A 19203-nucleotide genomic window follows, 5' to 3' on the forward strand; every position below is an offset into this window, starting at 1 on the left:
CTCAGCCCAGCCGGTAGAAGCGCCAGGTGTCGTGGTCGATCGGCAGCGTCTCGACGCGGTCGAAGCCGGCTTCGCGCGCGTACGCCGCCACGGTGGAACGGCGGATCGCCGTGCCGGTGGCCGCCGAGCCGGTGCTGCTCATGCTGTCGGGCAGGCAGACCGAGATGCTGAAGCCGTACATCAGCCTTTCGACGGCGTCGCCGGGTGCGGTGAACTCGTCCGCGACCTTCATGTCGGCCACGAGCACCGGCCCGCCGAGGCCGCGCATCGCCGCGAGCGCGCGCACGGGGTAGGGCAGGTCGTGCAGGCATTCGAACGCCATCACGAGGTCGTACGGTTCGCCTGTCACCGTGCCGATGTCCTGGCGGTGCACGGTGACCCGATCCGCGAGCCCGGCTTCGGCGACGTTGCGGCGGGCGAGCTCGACCGTCGCGGAGTCGAGGTCGTAGGCGTCCACCCGCGCCTTGGGGAACGCGCGAGCGAGGGCGATCGCGGCCCAGCCGCCGCCGCAGCCGATGTCGGCGACGCGGGACGGTCCGTCGGTGAGCCGGGCGAGCACATCGGGCATCGCGGGCAACCACTGCGACGCCAGCAGGTGCAGGAAACCGGGGCGGTTGAGCGCCGCCTGCGATTCGCGCATGTCGGCGCCGTAGCCCGCCCACGGGAAGCCGTGGCCGGTGCGGAACGCGTTCGCGACCTCGGGCACGTGCCCGGCGGCGCTCACCACCTGCCGCGCCAGCGGGCTCAGGTAGGCCAGCGCGTCCTCGTCGGCGAGCACGGTCGCGGCGCCGGGGGAGAAGCGGTAGCGGCGGTTGTCGTCGGTTCCGGAGACGTCGAGAAACCCGGACACCGCCTGCTGTTCGAGCCATTCGCGGGCGCACCGCTCGTCGGTGCCGGTCGCGGCGGCGAGTTCGCCGGGTGTGTGTTCGCCGCCGGCGAGGCGGCGGTAGTAACCGAGCCGGTCGCCGAGGGCGATGGCGATGACGTCGGAAGTCGCCACGGCCGCGTCGAACACACGCGCGGCCACGGCCTCGACCGGATCTTCGGGCATCACCCAGTATTCGCAGAACGGCACGATCCGGACAACGCCGGGCTTTTCACCGGGGCCCGCGTGGTCCGGGCCCCGGTGAAAAAGTCAGCGCGCGATGGCGCCGAGCAGTTCGGCGTTCGTGGTGTCGCCGGAGAGCTCCCAGGCGAACACGCCACCGAGCCCCTGCGACTTCGCGTAGCCGGCCTTGGCCGACGCCGTGGCGGGCGTGTCGTAGCTCCACCACTGCGAGCCGCACTTCGCGTAGGCCGTGCCGGCGATCAGTCCGTTGGCGGGGCAGGTGGTCTTGAGGACCTGGTAGTTCTCCACGCCGTCCTCGCCCGTGGTCGTGCCCTTGACCGGACCGGTCGCGCTGCCGCCGGGCTGCTTCTGCGTGACGCCGTCCCAGCCGCGGCCGTAGAACCCGAGGCCCAGCAACAGTTTCGCCGACGGCACCCCGTCGCGGCGCAGCTTCTGGATCGCGGCGTCGGCGTAGAACCCGGGCGTGGGGATGTCGTGGTACGAGCGCAGCGGCGAATTCGGCGCGGTCCTCGGCCTGTTCTGCACGGTGCGGCGTCCGCGGCGCTACCGGTCCTGGCTCGGGCAGACCGGGACGGTCGCCGAGAACGTGCTGAACCGCCAGTTCAGCGCCGAGGCCCCGGACACGAAGTGGGTCACCGACGTGACCGAGTTCCGGATCGGCGCCAGCAAGGTCTATCTGTCGCCGGTGATCGACCTGTTCGACCGGTCCGTAGTCGCCTATTCGTGCGGTCTGTCCCCGTCACTGGAGCTGACGAACTCCTCGCTGCGCGAGGCGATCGCCACCCTGCCCGCCGGGGCCGCGCCGCTGGTGCACTCCGACCAAGGCTTTCAGTACCAGCACGCCTCCTGGCGCGCCCTGCTCGACGACGCAGGCCTGACCCAGTCGATGTCACGGGGGGCCAACTGCCTGGACAACTCGATAGCCGAGAACTTCTTCGGCCGTCTGAAGGAAGAACTGTTCCACCACAACAAGTTCGACACCGTCGAAGGGTTCATCTTGGCCCTGAACGAGTACATCGACTGGTACAACACGACCCGCATCTCGACAACGCTTGAGGGCCTGAGCCCGGTCGAATACCGAGCCCAGACCCTCACGGCCTAACCTTCACTTAGCCAGTCCAACTTTCGGGACCCAGTTCACCCCGCGCCGGCCCTGGCTCAGGCCGACGTGACCTCGCAGCGCCATGCCCCGCCGGGCCCGCGGGTGCACGTGAGCTGCTGCTCATCCGTCGCGTCGCCGGGCTGGAGCCACGGCATCACGGTGTCGCCGGCGATGAGGGCGTCGAGGGTCTGCAGCTGGGGGTCGCGGGGCTCGGGGTGGTGCTCGTACCCCGCGCGTCCGAGGGCCAGCGCGATGGCCATGCCGAGCAGGTTGACGTCGTTCGCGTCGGTCGGCAGGTCGCCCGCGGCGGGGCGCAACCGCACCCCGGTCTCGGGCGAGTGGACGATCGCTGCGGTGTAGCTGTCGGACATCGGCCGGCACTCTCCGTTCGTGGACCTTCGGACTCGGCTCACCTTATTTGGCCCGGTCACCCGCGTCACGGCCGACCCGCCGGGTGCTCAGCCGAGTGCTCGCCGCACCCGGGGCGCGCGCACGAGCACGCGGCACGCGTACCGGACCTGCACCCACCGGCCACCGCGCGCCTCGGCGAGGTCGTGCAGCTCCGAGAGGAACAGTTCGGCGTACTCGGCTCGGCTCCCGGCGGGTGGCAGCGCCGCCGCGCAGGTGGCCGTGATCCGCGAGAACTCGATCACCTGCGTGCGCGTGGCGCCCGGTCCGGCCCAGCCGCTCCACCTCGGGCGGCGCGTGCCGAAGCCGTGTCCGGTGAGCACTTCGACGACGTCCGCGCGAGCCGCGTCGAGCCGGTCCGCGAGCTCGGCCACGCAGCGCCGTGCGAGTCGTGGTCGGCACGGTCGGAGCCGTCCAAGCCGAGCAACAAGTCGAGTGGCGCGTTCATCGCGCGTCCCCGGTCAGGCCCGGGCGCAGCCGCGCCAGCGCGCCCGCCGAGGTTTCCGCTCTGTGCAACGCTTCCCGGGCGGCGTCGAGCCCCTGCGGGTCCAGCCGGTAGTAGCGCCGCCGCGGGCGGCCGGCTTCCGACGGGTCGGTCTCCTCCCAGCGCGACCGCAGCCAGCCGGCCTTCTCGAGCCGCGCGAGGATCGGGTGGATCGTGCCGCTGGGCAGCCCGGCGGCGGCACAGATTTCGAGTCCGTAGAGCTCCTGGGCGGACTCCCGCAGCAGTGCGTGCAGCACCAGTTGGGTCGGGAGGGTCATTCGCGGCCCGGCCATGCATGAACTCTACCTAGCCCCCACCGCGAGGGGAAGCCCTCGGCGTCCGGGTGGCCTTCCGGAAAATGGTCTGGACATTTCTCTTGTTGGTCCAGACAATGAACTTCTCCCCCGCCGAAGCCGGAGGTGCGCGATGAGGCGTTCCCGACTGTCCGTGTTCCTGGCCGCCTTCGTGGTGGCCCTGGCGGGGTTCGTGGCCGTGCCCGGGGTGGCCGGCGCGGCGAACCTGCTGACCAACCCGGGGTTCGACGCGGGGTCGACGGCGGGGTGGGAGTGCGCGGCCGGGGCGGCGACCGTGGCCTCACCGGTGCATTCGGGCAGTGGGGCGCTGGCCGTCACGGCGTCGGCGTCGGACCCGGGGCAGTGCAGCCAGACGGTGGCGGTGCGGCCGAGCACGACGTACGCCGTCCAGGCGTGGGTGCGGGGCAATCCGGTGTACCTGGGGGTCACCGGAGGGCCGTCGACGTGGGCTGGGTCGGGTGACTACACGCGCCTGACCCTGTCGTTCACCACCGGCGCGAGCCAGACGTCCGCGCAGCTCTACCTCCACGGCTGGTACGGCGGCGGCACCTACTACTACGCCGACGACGTGAGCCTCGACGGGCCAGGCGGCGGCACGCCGGGCGCGCCACAAGCGCCCCAGGCGCCCCAGGCGCCGAAGCTCGGCACGGTCACCAGCACCTCGATCGGCCTGAGCTGGACGGCGCCGGCGGGCACCGTCACGGGCTACCGCGTGTGCGAGGACGCCGCGCTGCGCACCACGGTCACCGGCACGGCGGCGACGCTCACCGGGCTGTCTCCGTGCAGCACACACAGCTACACCGTCGCCGCGTACAACTCGGTGGGGGAGTCGCCGCGCAGTGCGGTAGTTTCGGGGAGCACCGGGGGCTGCACGAACGCAGGCCTGCCGAAGCACGCCCTCATCGGCTACCTGCACGCCAGTTTCGCCAACGGCTCCGGCTACGTCCGGATGGCCGACGTGCCCGCCGCGTGGGACATCATCGATCTCGCATTCGGCGAGCCGACCACGCCGACGTCGGGCGACATCCGGTTCGACCGCTGCCCGGCGAGCGAGTGCGCCGGCGTGGAGAGCGACGCCGATTTCATCGCGGCGATCCGTGCGAAGCAGGCGCAGGGCAAAAAGGTGCTGATCTCGATCGGCGGCGAGAAGGGCCAGGTGCAGCTCACCACCACGGCCGCGCGCGACACGTTCGTCAGCTCCGTCTCGGCGATCATCGACAAGTACGGCCTCGACGGTCTCGACGTCGATTTCGAAGGCCACTCGCTGTCGCTGAACCCCGGCGACACCGATTTCCGCAACCCGACCACGCCCGTGGTGGTCAACCTGATCTCCGCGCTCAAGACGCTGAAAGCCCGCTACGGCAGCAAGTTCGTGCTCACCATGGCGCCCGAGACGTTTTTCGTGCAGGTCGGCTACCAGTTCTACGGCGGCAAGAGCACCGCAGCCGACGCGCGCACCGGCGCGTACCTGCCGGTGATCGACGCGCTGCGCGACTCGCTGACGGTGCTGCACGTCCAGGACTACAACTCCGGGCCGGTGATGGGCCTGGACAACCAGTACCACACCATGGGCGGCGCCGACTTCCACATCGCGATGACCGACATGCTCAAGGCCGGTTTCACCGTCGCCGGCGGCGCGTTCTTCCCCGGCCTGCGCGACGACCAGATCGCCCTCGGCGTGCCGGCGACCGTCAACGCGGGCAACGGCTACACCGCGCCCGCGGATGTCCAGACCGCTCTGACCTGCCTCGCGAAGGGAACGGGCTGCGGCGGCTACACGCTGCGCGGCGGCACCCAGCCGGGCTTGCGCGGGCTCATGACGTGGTCGATCAACTGGGACCACTTCTCGGGCTGGGCGTTCCAGAACGCGCACGCGCCGTTCCTCGACGCCCTGCCCTGAGCCCTGAGACGAACGAGACATGCCGAATGCTGTTGATCTTCGCCAGACTGGTGGTCCCCCCCCCCAGAATCGTGAGGAACACCGGATGGATCTTCAGCTGAGCGGTGAACGTGCACTGGTGACCGGCGCGTCGAAGGGCATCGGCGCGGCCGTGGCCCGCGTGCTCGCCGCCGAAGGTGCCCACCTTCACCTGGCCGCACGCAACGGTGCCGCACTCGAGGCGCTGGCCGCCACGCTGCGGGAAGAGCATGGCGTCGAAGTGACCGTGCACGCCGTTGACCTGCGGGAAACCGCTTCCCTCGAACACCTCGCCGAGGCCGCGGCCGACGTCGACATCCTCGTGAACAACGCCGGCGACATCCCGGGCGGCACGCTCGACCAGATCGGCTCCGACCGCTGGCGGCACGCGTGGGATCTGAAGGTCTTCGGCTACGTCGACCTGACCCGGCTCGTGTACGCGCGGCTTCGCGAACGCGGTCACGGCGTGATCGTGAACGTGATCGGTTCCGCCGGCGAGCGACCCAAACCGGACTACATCGCCGGCGCGAGCGGCAACGCCGCGCTGATGGCCTTCACACGGGCCCTCGGTGCCGAAGGCCCGCGTGAAGGCGTGCGGGTGGTCGGCGTCAATCCCGGCCCGGTCGCCACCGAGCGGATCGCGGCGCTGCGCGCGGCCCGGCCCGACACCGAGGAGAGCTTCGCCGACCTGCCGTCGCGGCGGTTCGCCGAGCCGTGCGAGGTCGCGGACCTGGTGGCATTCCTGGCGTCCGGGCGCGCCGCCTACATCAGCGGCACGATCGTGACGATCGACGGCGGGTTGTCCGCCGCTTCCTGATCAGCTCACGCGTCCGGGTACCGTGTGTCGAGGGCGACGGACTCCCACGCGTCGAGGTCGGCCAGCTGTTGATGGAGCTTCGCCCGGATGCGCGTGACGGCTTCGGGTCCCAGCGGCAGGCGCAGCGGCGCGTCCGGGGTGTCGACCAGCTTCAGGATGGCCGCGGCCGCGCGGGCGGGGTCGTTGGGCTGGCGGCCGTCCTGGCCGGAGAACTGGGCGCGCAGCCGGCCGGCCGGGGTGTCGGCGTAGTCGGGGATCGCGGTGGCGAAGGTCATCGAGCGGCCCGCGAACTCGGTGCGGAACGGGCCCGGCTCCACGATGCTCACGCGGATCCCGAGCGGCCCGACCTCGCCGGCGAGGGCTTCGGACATGCCCTCCAGCGCGAACTTCGACGTCGCGTAGATCGCGTGCCCCGGGTTGCCGACGACGCCGCCCACCGACGAGAGCTGCACGATGTGCCCGCTGCGCCGCGCGCGCAGGTGCGGCAGCACGGCGCGGGTCACCGCGAGCACGCCGAACACGTTGGTCTCCATGACTTTGCGCGTCTGCTCGTCGGTGAGCTCCTCGAGCGCGCCGATGAGGCCGTGGCCCGCGTTGTTCACGAGCACGTCGATCTGCCCGTACTCCGCGATCGCGGCGGCGACGGCGGACCGGATGGACTCCGGGTCGGTCACGTCGAGCCGCGTGACGAGCGCGCGGTCGGCGAAGTCCTTGACGGCGTCGACGTCGCGCGCGGTCGCGACCACGCGCTCACCCCTCGCGAGCACGGCCTCGGCGAGCACCCGCCCGAAACCGGCGCTCGTGCCCGTGATGAACCAGACCCGGCTCATGTCCTTCTCCTCCGGTTCGCGGTACCTTGATACTCAAACCAAACTACCTTGAGACTCAAGGGAGTGTCCAGCGGGAGGTTCGCATGGAGCAGGACTCGGTCGGCGCCGGCCTCGCCGCTTGGCTGCGCGTGATGCCCGCCGGGGTCGACCCGGACGTCGAGGCGGCGCGCCAGCGCATCGGGCGGCTGTCGCGCCAGTTCGAACAGGTGCTCGGCCGCGCGGCCGCCGCCCACGACCTCACGCCCGGCGACTGGCAGGCCCTCTCGGCGCTGCACCGCTCCGGCGAGCCGCCCGTGCTCACGCCGAAAGAGCTCGGTGACCTGCTGGGCGTCACGTCGGGCACCATCAGCGTCCGCATCGACCGCCTGGCCCGCGCCGGCTTCGTCGAACGCGTCCCCGCCACCGACGGCCGCAGCCGCCCCGTTCGCCTCACCCGCAAGGGCCGCGCCCGCTGGGCCGCCGCCACGGAACAACGCACCGACGACGAACGCGGCCTCTTCGCGGGCGCCCTCGACCCCGGCCGGCTGGCCACCCTCAACACCCTGCTCGCGGACCTGCTGGGGCGCTTCGAGGCGGAGTTCGGTCCTGCGTCCACAGCGGACCGCCTCGGCGGCGAGTCCTGAGCGCGACCGGCCACCCCGGACCCCGAAACCGAACCCCGAACAGCACCCGGAGCTTGACCTGGAGCGCACTCCAGGTGCGACCCTGGCCAGGTGGACTCCTACTCACCCGCCGAAGTGACCGCCAGGACCGGGTTCAGCGTCGACACGCTCCGTTACTACGAGCGCATCGGTCTGCTGCGCGACGTCCGCCGCACCTCGGGAGGGCGCCGCCGGTTCACCGAGGACGACCTGCGGTTCCTGCACCTGCTGCGGTGCCTCAGGGACACGGACATGCCGATCGCCGAGATGCTGCGTTACGTGGAGTTGCTGCGCGAAGGCGACGACACCCAGGCGGAGCGCCTCGAGGTGCTGCAGGAGCACGAGAAGCGCGTGGCCGAGCAGATCGACCGGTTGCGCGGGCACCAGGCGCACATCCGGATGAAGATCGCCCTGTACGGCGGGGCCGTGCCCGAGGCGGAGAACACCGAGGGGTACGCCGCCGTCTGACCCACGCCGGCGGGGCGGCCCGAGCCGCCCCGCCGGCGCCGGGTTCAGTTGAGCAGACCGTGGGGATCCAGCACGTACTTGCGAGCCGCGCCCTGGTCGAACTCGTGGTAACCCCGTGGGGCGTCGCCGAGGGTGATGGGGGTCGCGTTCACGGCCTTCGCGATCTGCACACGATCGTTCAGGATCGCGTTCATCAGCCGCCGGTGGTACTTCATCACGGGGCACTGCCCGGTGGTGAACGAGTGCGACTTCGCCCAGCCCAGCCCGATGCGGATGGACAGCGAGCCGTGGCGCGCCGCCTCGTCGCCGGCACCCGGGTCGCCCGTCACGTAGAGGCCGGGGATGCCCAGCGCGCCGCCCGCGCGGGTGAGGTCCATCAGCGAGTTGAGCACCGTCGCCGGGTGCTCGGTCGCCGACTCGGGCCCGTGGCCGCGCGCCTCGAAGCCGACGGCGTCGACGCCGCAGTCGACCTCAGGTTCGCCCAGGATCTCGGCGATCTGGTCCTTCGGGTCGCCCTTCGACACGTCGACGGTCTCGCAGCCGAAGCTGCGCGCCTGCGCGAGCCGGTCGGCGTTGAGGTCGCCCACGATCACCACCGCGGCCCCGAGCAGCTGGGCCGACGCGGCCGCCGCCAGTCCCACGGGGCCGGCGCCCGCGACGTAGACCGTGGAGCCCACCGTCACCCCCGCCGAAACGCAGCCGTGGAAGCCGGTCGGGAAGATGTCCGACAGCATCGTGAGGTCGAGGATCTTCTCCATCGCCTGCTCGCGATCCGGGAATTTCAACAGGTTCCAATCGGCGTACGGAACCATCACGTACTCCGCCTGGCCGCCGACCCAGCCGCCCATGTCGACGTAGCCGTAGGCCGAACCGGGCCGGTCCGGGTTCACGTTGAGGCAGATCCCGGTCTTGCCCTCCTTGCAGTTGCGGCAGCGTCCGCAAGCGATGTTGAAGGGCACCGATACCAGGTCGCCGACCTTGATGAACTCGACGTCGCGGCCGGTCTCGATCACCTCGCCGGTGATCTCGTGGCCCAGCACCAGCCCCTGCGGTGCCGTGGTGCGGCCGCGGACCATGTGCTGGTCGGAGCCACAGATGTTGGTCGCGACGTTCTTCAGGATCACGCCGTGCGGGGTCTCGCGACCCACGTTCGCCGGGTTCACACCCGGCCCGTCCTTGAGCACGAAGCCGGGGTACTCGATCGTGTCGATCTCGACCTTGCCCGGGCCCACGTAGGTGACCGCCTTGTTGCCTGCCATGATTTTCTTGCCGCCTTTCCTCGTTCTCCGGTGAACAGGTGGCGCGCCGCGGGGGTTTCCCCGTCACGTCAGGCATTCCATGCTAACCCTGTCTCCGGCACCGGCGTGCTGACTTGCCCGCGGCGGCGCGGGTCGGCAAGATCGACCGCGGCGGGGGGCCGGTCGTGCGGAGCCTGGGGCATGAGAGCCGCGGGCATGAGGTGTCCCACGGGCTTAAGGAGTGACGGTGGAGATCGTCGAGTTCACCCCCGAGCGCGAGCAGTACGCGTGGACGTTCGGTGGGGTCGCCCCGATCCGGACGGTGAAGCCCGGGACGGTGTTGAAACTCTGGACCGAGGACGCGTTCAGCGGCCGGTTGCAGAGCGCGTCGGACAGACCGAGCGAGAAGCTCGACATGCGGGAGGTCAATCCCCAGACCGGACCGTTCTTTGTGGACGGCGCGGAACCCGGTGACACGCTCGCGCTGCACTTCGTGGACCTCGAACCGGCGCGCGACTGGGCCGCGTCGGCGACCATCCCGTTCTTCGGCGGCCTCACCGCCACCGACCGCACGGCGATGCTGCACGAACCGCTGCCCGAGCTGACGTGGATCTACCAGCTCGACCGCGAGAAGCAGGTCGTGGTGTTCGAGGCGCTGCGTGGCGAGTTCCGCCTGGACCTGCCGGTGGAACCGATGCTCGGCACGGTCGGTGTCGCCCCGGCGGGGCGTGAGGTCCGGACCTCGCTGGTGCCGGACATGTTCGGCGGCAACATGGACACGCCCGAGATGAAGGCGGGCAGCACTTGCTACCTCGGCGTGAACGTGCCGGGCGCGTTGTTCTCGGTCGGCGACGGGCACTACCGCCAGGGGGAGGGCGAGGCCTGCGGCACGGCCGTGGAAGGTGCCATGAACGTGACGCTGATCGTCGAGCTGATCAAGGGCGGCGCGCCGGTGTGGCCGCGCATCGAGCAGGACGAGAACTACGTGGTGGTCGCGTCTTCGCGCCCGCTCGAGGACGCGTGGCGCTCGAGCCAGCACGGCATGATCGGCTGGCTCGGCGAGCTGTACGGGCTCGACCCGCTCGACGCCTACCAGCTGCTCACGCAGATCAGCCAGGCCCCGCTCGCCAACGTCGTCGACGCGAACTACAGCGCCGTCACCAAGATCGCCAAGCGCTTGTTGCCCACGGGCGAGGCCTACGGCGGAATGCACCGGTACCTGCGCGAGCAGGCCGCGAAGCTCTAGGAGGAAACGCATGGATCTGCGGCTGGCCGGGCGCAAAGCCCTGGTGACCGGCGGTACCAAGGGGATCGGGCGCGCCGTCGTCGCCGCGCTCGCGGGCGAGGGCGCGGCGGTGGCGTTCTGCGCGCGCACCGAATCCGAGGTGCGCGCCACGGAGAAGGAGTTCCGCGACGCCGGCGCGACGGTGTCGGGCGAAACGGTCGACGTCGCCGACGGCCCGGCCCTGTCCGCGTGGGTCGAGCGCGCCGCGACCGAGCTGGACGGCCTCGACGTGGTGGTGGCGAACGTCAGCGCGCTGTCCATCGGCCCCACCGAGGAGAACTGGCGCTCGAGCTTCGAGGTCGACCTCATGCACACGGTGCGCGTCGCCGAGGCCGCGCTGCCGCACCTGGAACGCAGCGAGGCCGCGTCGATCATCGCGATCTCCAGCGTCTCGGGCCGGGAGATCGACTTCGCCGCGCCCGCGTACGGCACGATGAAGGCCGCGGTCGTGCACTACATCCAGGGCCTGGCGTTCCAGCTGGCCCCGAAGGGCATCCGCGCCAACACGGTGTCGCCCGGCAACACGTACTTCGAGGGCGGCATCTGGCACAGCACGGAAAGCGGCAACCCGGAGCTGTTCACCACCGCCCTCGGTCTCAACCCGATGGGTCGCATGGGTACGCCGGAGGAGGTCGCGTACGCGGTGACCATGCTGGCGAGCCCGCTCGCGTCGTTCATCACCGGAACCAACCTGGTCGTCGACGGCGCGTTGACGCGGGGTGTGCAGCTCTAGTTCGTCGGTTCGGGCTCGTTGGTGACGTGGCGACACGGTTGTGATGATCTTGATATAGGTGAGGACCTCGGGTTTCGGTGTGGATCACCACAACCTGCACCGACCCGGAGGCCCTCATGGTTCACCGTAATGCCCCGTTGACGCCGACCGGCAGGCTGAGGCTTGCGCGGTGTGTCGTCGATCAGGGTTGACCGCTGCGGCGAGCAGCTGAGCGGTTCCAGGTCTCACACACCACGGCGTCACGCTGGGCGGCGCGCTACCGCACGAGCGGGCCGGCGGGCATGGCCGACCGCTCCAGTCGTCCGCATCACAGCCCGAACCAGACTTCGGCCGCGGTCGAGAGCCAGGTCGTGGCGTTGCGGCGCGAGCACAAGATCGGGCCGGCCCGGCTGGCCGTGCGCACCGGGATTGCGACTTCGACCGCGCATGCGGTGCTCCGCCGGCACGGCATGCCGCCTGCGACCGCGCCACCGGTGAACCTATCCGCCGTTATGAACGAGCCCGCCCGGGCGAGCTCGTCCACGTCGATGTGAAAAAGCTCGGGCGAATCCCCGACGGCGGCGGACACAAGACCCGCGGACGCGCCGAGGGACGCCGCAACCGCAGCGGGATGGGATACGCCTTCCTGCACACCGCTCTCGACGATCACTCCCGCCTGGGCTACACCGAGATCCTCTCCGACGAGACCGCCGCGACCTGCGCGGCCTTCCTTCGGCGCGCCCGCACCTGGTTCACCCGCCTGGGCATCACCGTCGAACGAGTCCTGACCGACAACGCCTGGGCCTATCGCAAAACCACCTGGCAAACAACCTGCGCCGAGCTGAGCATCCAACGCCGCTACACCCGCCCCTGGCGACCACAGACCAACGGAAAAGTGGAGCGGTTCCACCGCACCCTGCTCGACGAATGGGCCTACCACCAGCCCTACCCTCAGAAACCGCCCGCCACCAAGCGTTCCCCGACTGGCTCGACTGGTACAACTACCACCGACCCCACACCGCAATCGGCGGCAACACCCCAGCCAGCCGCGCCACCAACCTCACCGAACAACACATCTAGTTCGTCGGTTCGGTGCCCGGGTTTTCCTGGGCACCGAGCCTGCGGCGCAGGAAGGCGACACCCAAGGCGGTCATCGCGTCTCGGTCGCGCAGGCCGTAGGCGTGGCCGGCGTCGTCGAGCCAGTGGAACTCGGCGTCGGCGCCCTCGAGCCAGTAGGTGGAGACCAGGGTTTCGCCGTGGCTGATGGGGACGGTGTCGTCCGCCGTGCCGTGGACGACGAGCAGGGGCGCGGCGTTCGCGGTGATGCGGGGGAGCGGGCTCGGCGCGTCGGACGGGGTGGCCGGCGGCAGCCGGGTGAGGTCGCTGGGAGCGCTCCACGCCACGGCGGCCTGCACGCGGGTGTCCCGGTGATCCACCGCGAGCAGCACTGCCAGGAGGCCGCCCGCGCCGTGTCCCCACGCGGCAATGCGGTGCGGGTCCAGGTCGTGGTGCCGATGCAGCCGGCGCACGGCTGCCCGCACCACGGCAGGCCGGGGCGGACGACCGTCCTGTCCGGAGTGGACCTGGGCGACGGCGAAACCCGCGGCGGGCAGGCGTGCGCCGAGGTGGCGGCCCAGCGCGGCGTGCCCGGGCGCACCGCCGGACACGAACACGACGATCGGCCAGCCCGTCGCGGGAGGCGGACCGGCGGGCGCGGCGAGGGCGAGTTCCGGTGGGGCGGCGGGCAGCACGGTGGTCATGCCGCCGACTCTCACCCACCGCCGGATTGCACCGGTAACCGTTCCATCGGGCGGGACTCGGGCGGGCTCGCGGGCAGCCGTCACAGCGCGAAAGCGATCGACCGCACGATCAGCGCCGCGAAGAACACCACGGTGAAGGCGAGGTCGATCGACAGTCCGCCGGCCCGCACCGGCCGCAGCACGCGGCGCACGGGCGCGATCACGGGTTCGGTCGCGCGGTGGCTGTAGTAGCGCGCCTTCCCGAGCCACGGCGGCCCGGTCGTCGCCAGGCGCGTCCAGTCCAGGATCATGCGCGCGATCAGCAAGAGGATGAACAGGGTCAGCGCGTACCCGACCAGTGTTCCGATCAGGCTCATCTCAACTCCTCGGTGGTGGGTCGTTCACCTGGCTCAACGCCGGGCGCGCCCGAGGAGTGTCCCGTTTGCCGGACTTCTCAGCGACTTATCAGCGACTTGTCAGCCGGCGGCCACCGTGACCAGCGGCTGGAGCACGCGTTCGAAGCCCACGAATCGCCGCGCACCCGTCATCGGCAGCGCCAGCACGGTGTGCGCGACGGCGCTCGACGGGCCCACGTGCAGCTCGACCGGCCCGGTGTCGACGATCCGGTCGCCGGCGCGGCCGGTGTAGGACGTGAGATCCGCGTGCAGGTCCAGGTGCACCACGCGGGTCCCGCCCGGCGGCAGCGGTACGCGCGGCGCGGCGATCAGCTGCCGAAGCGGGCGCGCGACCTCGGCCACCGGGTCGTGGAGGTAGACCTGCACGACTTCCGAAATCGGGATCTCGTGCGGGTTGTGCAGGGTCACGCTCACGCGGCACGAGCCGTCGGCCGGCCACTCGGCCGCGCCGGTGACCGAAAGCCACGTGGCCGGGTGGTAGGCGAGGCCGTGCCCGAACGGGAACACGGGCGTCGGGTCGACGGAGCTGACGTCGCTGCGCGCGGCCAGCGCCGCACCGAGGTAGGTCGAGGGCTGGGTCGCCCCGGCGGCGGGGAAGCTCACCGGCAGCCGGCCCGACGGCTCGACCCGGCCCGCGAGCACGCCGGCGAGCGCGGCCGCGCCCTCTTCGCCCGGGTAGAACCCGCACACCACGGCGGCCAGGCGATCGACCTGGCGCGAGAGCTCGTAGGGCCGGCCCGACAGCAGCACCAGCACCACGGGGGTGTCGGTCGCCAGTACGGCTTCGAGCAGCTCCTCCTGCCGGCCGGGCAGCCGCAGGTCGGCGGCGTCGCAGCCTTCGCCGGACGTGCCACCGCCGAACAGGCCCGCGCGGTCACCGAGCACGGCGACGCAGACGTCCGCGGTCGCGGCTGCCTCGACAGCCGCGGCGAGATCCTCGTCCGTCCCGTTGGTGACGCCGCACCCGGCTGCGAAGGTGACGTCGAACGACTCCCGCAGCGCCTCGGCGACCGTGGGCACGACGAGCCCCAACGGGACGTCCGGGTGGTGCACGCCCACGTGCATCGGGAACGAGTAGCAGCCGAGCATCGCGCCCGGCTCGTCGGCGCGCGGGCCCACGACCGCCAGCCGAACACCGGAACGCAGCGGCAACGCTCCGGTGTTCGACAGCAGCACCACCGACCGCTCGGCGAGCTCCCGCGCGAGTGCCCGCGACTCGGTGTCGTCGAGCTCGGTCGCCGTCGGGTGCGGTGACCAGCCGGGATCGAGCAGGCCCAGCTCGCACTTCTGCGTCAGCACCCGGTGCAGCGCTCGGTCCACCAGGGATTCGTCGACGCTGCCGTCCGCGAGTGCGACCACGAGCGGCGCACCGTAACAGTCCACTGTGGGCAGTTCGACGTCGATGCCCGCCGTCAAGGCCTGCCGGGCGGCGTCGGCCTGGCCGGTGGCGACGTGGTGCAGGGTGTGCAGGAACGCCACGGAGAAGTAGTCGGCGACCACGGTTCCGGTGAAGCCGTAGCGCTCGCGCAGCAATGTGGTGAGCAGTTCGGCGTCGGCCGCGGCGGGCAGGCCGTCGCGGTCGGTGTAGGAGTTCATCACCGAGCGCGCCCCGGCGCGCAGCGCGTGTTCGAACGGCGGCAGCAGCACGTCGGCGAACTCGCGCGGCCCGACAGACACCGGGGCGAGGTTGCGGCCGGCCTTCGACGCCGAGTAGCCCGCGAAGTGCTTGAGCGTGGCGACGATCCCGGCCGACTCGAGCCCGGCGACGTAGGCCGCGCCGATCGTGCCCACGAGGTACGGGTCCTCGCCGATGGTCTCCTCGACCCGGCCCCAGCGCAGATCGCGAGCCACGTCGAGCACCGGCGCCAGGCCCTGGTGCACGCCGAGCGCCCGCATCGTCGCACCGATGCGGAAAGCCATGCGCCGCACCAGATCCGGGTCGAAGCTCGCGCCCCAGCTCAGCGGCGCCGGGTACACCGTCGCCTGCCAGGCCGCCAGTCCCGTCAGGCATTCCTCGTGCACCACCGCGGGAATGCCGAAGCGCCCGCGCGCCACGATCTCCTCCTGCGTCCGCGCGAGCCCGTGCGCGCCGATCTCCGGGTCGACCGGCCGGGTGCCGAACGCGCGGGTCAGCTGCCCGACGCCGTGCGGCACGAGCGTGTCCCAGTCCGGCGGGTCGTGGGCGAAGTCGTGCTGGTGCGGCGCGACCTCACCCCCGGAGTCCATGCCGACCCAGATCCCGGACAGCTGCGCCACTTTCTCGCGGGTGGTCATCCGCGCCACGAGGTCGCGCACGCGCTCGGGGACCGGCAGCCGCGGGTCGCGCCACGGGTCCGGCGCGGTTGCGGTGCTCACGAAGCGGTCCGCGGCTCGGCGCTCGACGAGCGCACCACCAGTTTCGTCTCGAGCACCACGGGGGCACGCTCCTCGGGGTCGCCGTTGATGAGTCCGATGAGGACGGTGATGGCGCGGTGGCCCATCTCGCGGATCGGCTGCTCCACCGTGGTGAGTGGGGGAGTGCACAGCGCCGATTCGGGAATGTTGTCGAAGCCGACCACCGAGACGTCGTCCGGCACGGTCAGGCCCAGTGCCGCCGCGGCGTCCAGCGTCGCGAGGGCGGAGGTGTCGTTGGCGGCGAACACCGCCGTCGGCCGGTCGGGGCGCGTCAGCAGCTCCCGCGCCGACGCGGCCGCCAGCTCGCCGTCGTAGTCACCGGCGACGACCAGGGTTTCGTCCACCTCGATGCCTGCCGCGGCCAGCGCGCGCCGGTAGCCGGTTTCGCGCAGCTGGGCCGATTGCAGGTCCGGGCGGCCCGCGAGCAACGCGATCCGCCGGTGCCCGAGTGCGAGCAGGTGCTCGGTCGCCAGCTGCGCGCCGCGCAGGTTGTCGGAGACGATCGCCGGCAGCGGCGAGCGCCCCGTGTGCGGATCCACGGCGACGACCGGGGTTCCGGGCAGGCCTTCGAGTTCGGCCGCGGGCGTCACGAGCACCGCGCCGTCGACGAGTGTGCCGCTCAGGCGCGACAGGTACCGGCGCTCCCAGCCCTGCGGGTCACCTGTCCGTCCGCCGGCCGAGTACACGACGAGCTCGAACCCGGTGCCGCGGATCGCATCGGCCGCGCCCTTGAGCAGCTCGGTGCTGAACGGCTCGAGGTCGGCCACGAGGATGCCGATCACGTTGGTCTTGTGGTTGCGCAGGCTCTGCGCCACCAGGCTCGCCTCGTACCCCAGCTCGTCGATCACGGCGCGGACGCGCGCGAACGTGTCGGCGGCGACGCCGTAGCGCTGGTTGATCACCTTGGACACCGTTGCGACGGACACGCCGGCGCGGGCGGCGACGTCACGGATCGTGACACGGGAACGAGGCTGCACCGCGTCAGACTAGCGATGTAAAACGTTATCGACAACGATTGACACGGGAATTTCGGGCGCGCAGACTCTTCGCCATCCCGGGCGCCGTCACGCCCCGTCCAACTCGGCCGAAGTCGTCAGGAGTGGATCCGTCATGCGTCCCAGCCGGAGATTGCCCCTCGCCGCGCTCGTCGCGGCCGCCGCGCTCGTGCTCTCCGCGTGCGGGGGAGGTGGCGACGACGGACCGGCTGCCGCTTCGGGACCGGTCACGCTGACCTGGTGGCACAACGGCACCGCCGAACCCGTGAAGTCGCTGTGGCAGCAGGTCGCCGACGACTACCACAAGGCGCACCCGGACGTGTCGTTCACGGTGCAGCCGATCCAGAACGAGGAGTTCCCCACGAAGGTGCCGCTGGCGCTGCAGTCGAGCACGCCGCCGGACCTCTACCAGCAGTGGGGCGGCGGGGACGAGGCCTCGCAGGTCGAGTCCGGGCGGGTGGCCGACCTGACGTCGTCGGTGCAGAGCTGGATCGCCGGCGTCGGCTCGACGGCGCAGGGCTGGCAGGTCGGCGGGAAGCAGTACGGCGTGCCGTACGTGCAGCACCTCGTCGGGTTCTGGTACCGCAAAGATCTCTTCGCGCAGGCCGGGATCACGGCGGCGCCGACCACGATGGCCGAGCTCGACGCCGCCGTCGGCAAGCTGAAAGCGGCGGGCATCGCGCCCATCGCGCTCGGCGGCAAGGACCGCTGGCCCGACGCGTTCTACTACAACTACTTCGCCGTGCGCGAGTGCTCCACCCAGGTGCTCAAGGACGAGATCGCCGCCGTGAAGCTGCAGAACCCGTGCTGGGTCGAGGCCGGTCGGGACCTGCAGGGTTTCCTCGCGACCCAGCCGTTCCAGACCGGGTTCAACGGCACGCCGGCGCAGCAGGGCGCGGGCAGCTCGGCCGGCCTGGTCGCCAACGGCAAGGCCGCGATGGAACTGCAGGGTGACTGGGACCCCAGCACGATGTCCGCGCTCACCGACGACAAGCAGCTCGACAGCAAACTCGGCTGGTTCCCGTTCCCGTCCGTGCCCGGTGGCGCGGGTGACCCGGCGGTGCTGCTCGGCGGTGGCGACGGTTTCTCGTGCACGACCCGCGCGGCGGCCGCGTGCGCCGGGTTCCTCCAGTACCTCACGAGCACTCCGGTGCAGCAGAAGATCGCCGAGGCCGGCTCGGGGCTGCCGGTGAACGCCGACGCGGTGGCGTCGCTGAAGAACGAGTCGCTCAAGGCCGTGGCCGAGCAGGCGCGCAAGGCGTCGTACGTGCAGATGTACTTCGACCGCGCGTTCCCGACCGCCGTCGGGCAGGCGCTCAACGACGCCGTCGCGAACCTGTTCGCGGGGCAGGGCAACCCGGAAGCGGTGGTGCAGGCCGTGAACCAGGCCGCCACCGGGAACAAGTGACGGCGGCTCCCGCCCCGGCCCGGGCGGTCGCGGGGACCGTCCACAGTGTACCCCGGCGCCCGCCGCGGCGCCGGGGTCGCACCCGGCTCGAGCTGGCGCTGCTGCTCGGCCCCGCGCTGGTGCTGTTCGCCGGGTTCGTGCTCGTGCCCATCGGCATCGCGGTGTACTACAGCTTCTATTCGTGGAACGGCTTCGGCCCGCTCACGAACTTCGTGGGCTTTCAGAACTACGCCGACGCGTTCGGCGGCGCGGTGTTCCGCGGGGCGATCGGGCACAACGTGCTCATCGCGGTGCTGTCCATCGTGATCCAGCTGCCGCTGAGCATCGGCCTCGCGTTGCTGCTCGACCGCAAGCTCAAGGGCCGCACGGTGCTGCGAATGGTCGTGTTCGCGCCGTACGTGCTGTCGGAGGCGATCACCGCGGTGATCTGGCTGCTCATGTTGCAGCCAGGCGGGTTCGTGGACGAGCTGCTGCGCGGCGTAGGCCTGGGCGGGCTCGTCCACCAGTGGCTCGCGGACCCGTCCCTGGTGCTCTACACGCTGTTCGTGGTCATGACGTGGAAGTACCTCGGCTTCGGCATCATCCTGCTGCTCGCGGGCCTGCAGGGCGTGCCGCCGGAGCTGCGGGAAGCCGCCGCGCTCGACGGCGCCACCGCGTGGCAGACCACACGCCACGTGGTGCTGCCGCTGCTCGGCCCGACGATCCGGATCTGGGTGTTCCTGAGCGTGATCGGCTCGCTGCAGCTGTTCGACCTCGTGTGGATCATGACCCTCGGCGGGCCGGCCAACGCGTCGACCACGATGGCGAGCTACCTCGTGGACCACGGGTTCAAGCGCTACGAGTTCGGCTTCGGCAGCGCGGTCGCCGTGGTGCTTTTCGCCATCTGCTTCGTGTTCGCCCTGGTTTACCAACGGTTCGCGCTGCGCCGTGACACCGCGGGCGCGCTGACCCGGGCGGTGAGCTGA

General features: G+C 71.2%; 19 protein-coding genes and 2 pseudogenes. 10 read left to right on the forward strand and 11 right to left on the reverse strand.

What is annotated here, in order from left to right:
• Nucleotide 1 precedes the first annotated feature (1 nt).
• The gene (locus tag ACWEOE_RS25195) at nt 2-1051 is read right to left on the reverse strand and encodes a class I SAM-dependent methyltransferase (protein WP_452013000.1); all 1050 of its coding nucleotides are present in this window, start codon (nt 1049-1051) and stop codon (nt 2-4) included.
• An 84-nt stretch (nt 1052-1135) separates the two neighbouring features.
• Nucleotides 1136-1576: pseudogene (locus tag ACWEOE_RS25200) on the reverse strand (glycosyl hydrolase family 18 protein); the annotation flags it as partial.
• Between ACWEOE_RS25200 and ACWEOE_RS25205 the strand changes: the two are divergent.
• Nucleotides 1539-2171, forward strand: coding sequence for an IS3 family transposase (locus tag ACWEOE_RS25205; protein WP_452013092.1), 633 nt, complete (start codon nt 1539-1541; stop codon nt 2169-2171). The pseudogene ACWEOE_RS25200 and the gene ACWEOE_RS25205 overlap by 38 nt on opposite strands.
• A gap of 56 nt (nt 2172-2227) precedes the next feature.
• Here ACWEOE_RS25205 and ACWEOE_RS25210 read toward each other — a convergent pair whose 3' ends face one another.
• The 3 genes from ACWEOE_RS25210 to ACWEOE_RS25220 form a co-directional block, all read right to left on the reverse strand.
• Entirely contained in the window at nt 2228-2542 is a 315-nt protein-coding gene (locus tag ACWEOE_RS25210) for a hypothetical protein (RefSeq protein ID WP_452013002.1), read from the reverse strand.
• 87 nt (nt 2543-2629) lie between these two features.
• Entirely contained in the window at nt 2630-2953 is a 324-nt protein-coding gene (locus ACWEOE_RS25215) for a hypothetical protein (protein WP_452013005.1), read from the reverse strand.
• Between the two features lie 70 nt (nt 2954-3023).
• Nucleotides 3024-3356, reverse strand: a complete 333-nt coding sequence (locus ACWEOE_RS25220) for a PadR family transcriptional regulator (RefSeq protein ID WP_452013007.1) — start codon at nt 3354-3356, stop codon at nt 3024-3026.
• Between the two features lie 133 nt (nt 3357-3489).
• On the opposite strand from ACWEOE_RS25220, the gene ACWEOE_RS25225 reads away from it, so the two are divergent.
• A complete protein-coding gene (locus ACWEOE_RS25225; RefSeq protein ID WP_452013010.1) occupies nt 3490-5277 on the forward strand; it encodes a chitinase in 1788 nt (595 codons plus the stop codon).
• Between the two features lie 85 nt (nt 5278-5362).
• Complete coding sequence (locus ACWEOE_RS25230; protein ID WP_452013013.1) at nt 5363-6112, forward strand: short-chain dehydrogenase/reductase; 750 nt, start codon at nt 5363-5365, stop codon at nt 6110-6112.
• A 5-nt stretch (nt 6113-6117) separates the two neighbouring features.
• Here ACWEOE_RS25230 and ACWEOE_RS25235 read toward each other — a convergent pair whose 3' ends face one another.
• Nucleotides 6118-6942 (reverse strand): oxidoreductase, encoded by an 825-nt coding sequence (locus ACWEOE_RS25235; RefSeq protein WP_452013015.1) that lies wholly within the window; start codon nt 6940-6942, stop codon nt 6118-6120.
• An 83-nt stretch (nt 6943-7025) separates the two neighbouring features.
• On the opposite strand from ACWEOE_RS25235, the gene ACWEOE_RS25240 reads away from it, so the two are divergent.
• On the forward strand, nt 7026-7565 hold the full coding sequence (locus ACWEOE_RS25240) for a MarR family winged helix-turn-helix transcriptional regulator (RefSeq protein WP_452013018.1): 540 nt from the start codon (nt 7026-7028) through the stop codon (nt 7563-7565).
• A gap of 90 nt (nt 7566-7655) precedes the next feature.
• The gene (locus tag ACWEOE_RS25245; protein ID WP_452013020.1) at nt 7656-8051 is read left to right on the forward strand and encodes a MerR family transcriptional regulator; all 396 of its coding nucleotides are present in this window, start codon (nt 7656-7658) and stop codon (nt 8049-8051) included.
• 44 nt (nt 8052-8095) lie between these two features.
• Here the strand turns inward: ACWEOE_RS25245 and fdhA are convergent, their stop codons facing one another.
• Complete coding sequence (gene fdhA, locus ACWEOE_RS25250; RefSeq protein ID WP_452013022.1) at nt 8096-9310, reverse strand: formaldehyde dehydrogenase, glutathione-independent; 1215 nt, start codon at nt 9308-9310, stop codon at nt 8096-8098.
• A 226-nt stretch (nt 9311-9536) separates the two neighbouring features.
• On the opposite strand from fdhA, the gene ACWEOE_RS25255 reads away from it, so the two are divergent.
• The 3 genes and pseudogenes from ACWEOE_RS25255 (at nt 9537) to ACWEOE_RS25265 (ending at nt 12366) form a co-directional block, all read left to right on the forward strand.
• The gene (locus ACWEOE_RS25255; protein WP_452013025.1) at nt 9537-10535 is read left to right on the forward strand and encodes an acetamidase/formamidase family protein; all 999 of its coding nucleotides are present in this window, start codon (nt 9537-9539) and stop codon (nt 10533-10535) included.
• Between the two features lie 10 nt (nt 10536-10545).
• On the forward strand, nt 10546-11307 hold the full coding sequence (locus tag ACWEOE_RS25260; RefSeq protein ID WP_452013027.1) for an SDR family NAD(P)-dependent oxidoreductase: 762 nt from the start codon (nt 10546-10548) through the stop codon (nt 11305-11307).
• Nucleotides 11308-11423: 116 nt separating this feature from the next.
• Nucleotides 11424-12366, forward strand: a pseudogene (locus ACWEOE_RS25265) (IS481 family transposase).
• Here ACWEOE_RS25265 and ACWEOE_RS25270 read toward each other — a convergent pair.
• From ACWEOE_RS25270 to ACWEOE_RS25285, 4 genes are all read right to left on the reverse strand, one after another.
• Nucleotides 12363-13046: an alpha/beta hydrolase family protein gene (locus tag ACWEOE_RS25270; RefSeq protein WP_452013030.1), complete on the reverse strand. Its 684-nt coding sequence runs from the start codon at nt 13044-13046 to the stop codon at nt 12363-12365. The pseudogene ACWEOE_RS25265 and the gene ACWEOE_RS25270 sit on opposite strands and share 4 nt — an antisense overlap.
• Nucleotides 13047-13126: 80 nt before the next feature.
• Complete coding sequence (locus tag ACWEOE_RS25275; protein ID WP_452013032.1) at nt 13127-13402, reverse strand: YggT family protein; 276 nt, start codon at nt 13400-13402, stop codon at nt 13127-13129.
• Between the two features lie 99 nt (nt 13403-13501).
• Nucleotides 13502-15796, reverse strand: a complete 2295-nt coding sequence (locus ACWEOE_RS25280) for a beta-glucosidase (protein WP_452013034.1) — start codon at nt 15794-15796, stop codon at nt 13502-13504.
• Nucleotides 15793-16812: a LacI family DNA-binding transcriptional regulator gene (locus tag ACWEOE_RS25285; RefSeq protein ID WP_452013036.1), complete on the reverse strand. Its 1020-nt coding sequence runs from the start codon at nt 16810-16812 to the stop codon at nt 15793-15795. Before ACWEOE_RS25285 ends, ACWEOE_RS25280 begins: the two co-directional genes overlap by 4 nt.
• 133 nt (nt 16813-16945) lie before the next feature.
• On the opposite strand from ACWEOE_RS25285, the gene ACWEOE_RS25290 reads away from it, so the two are divergent.
• Together ACWEOE_RS25290 and ACWEOE_RS25295 are read left to right on the forward strand one after the other, a co-directional pair.
• On the forward strand, nt 16946-18238 hold the full coding sequence (locus ACWEOE_RS25290) for an extracellular solute-binding protein (protein ID WP_452013038.1): 1293 nt from the start codon (nt 16946-16948) through the stop codon (nt 18236-18238).
• Complete coding sequence (locus ACWEOE_RS25295; protein WP_452013041.1) at nt 18235-19203, forward strand: carbohydrate ABC transporter permease; 969 nt, start codon at nt 18235-18237, stop codon at nt 19201-19203. Before ACWEOE_RS25290 ends, ACWEOE_RS25295 begins: the two co-directional genes overlap by 4 nt.

It is taken from the genome of Amycolatopsis sp. NPDC004368 (assembly GCF_053602515.1).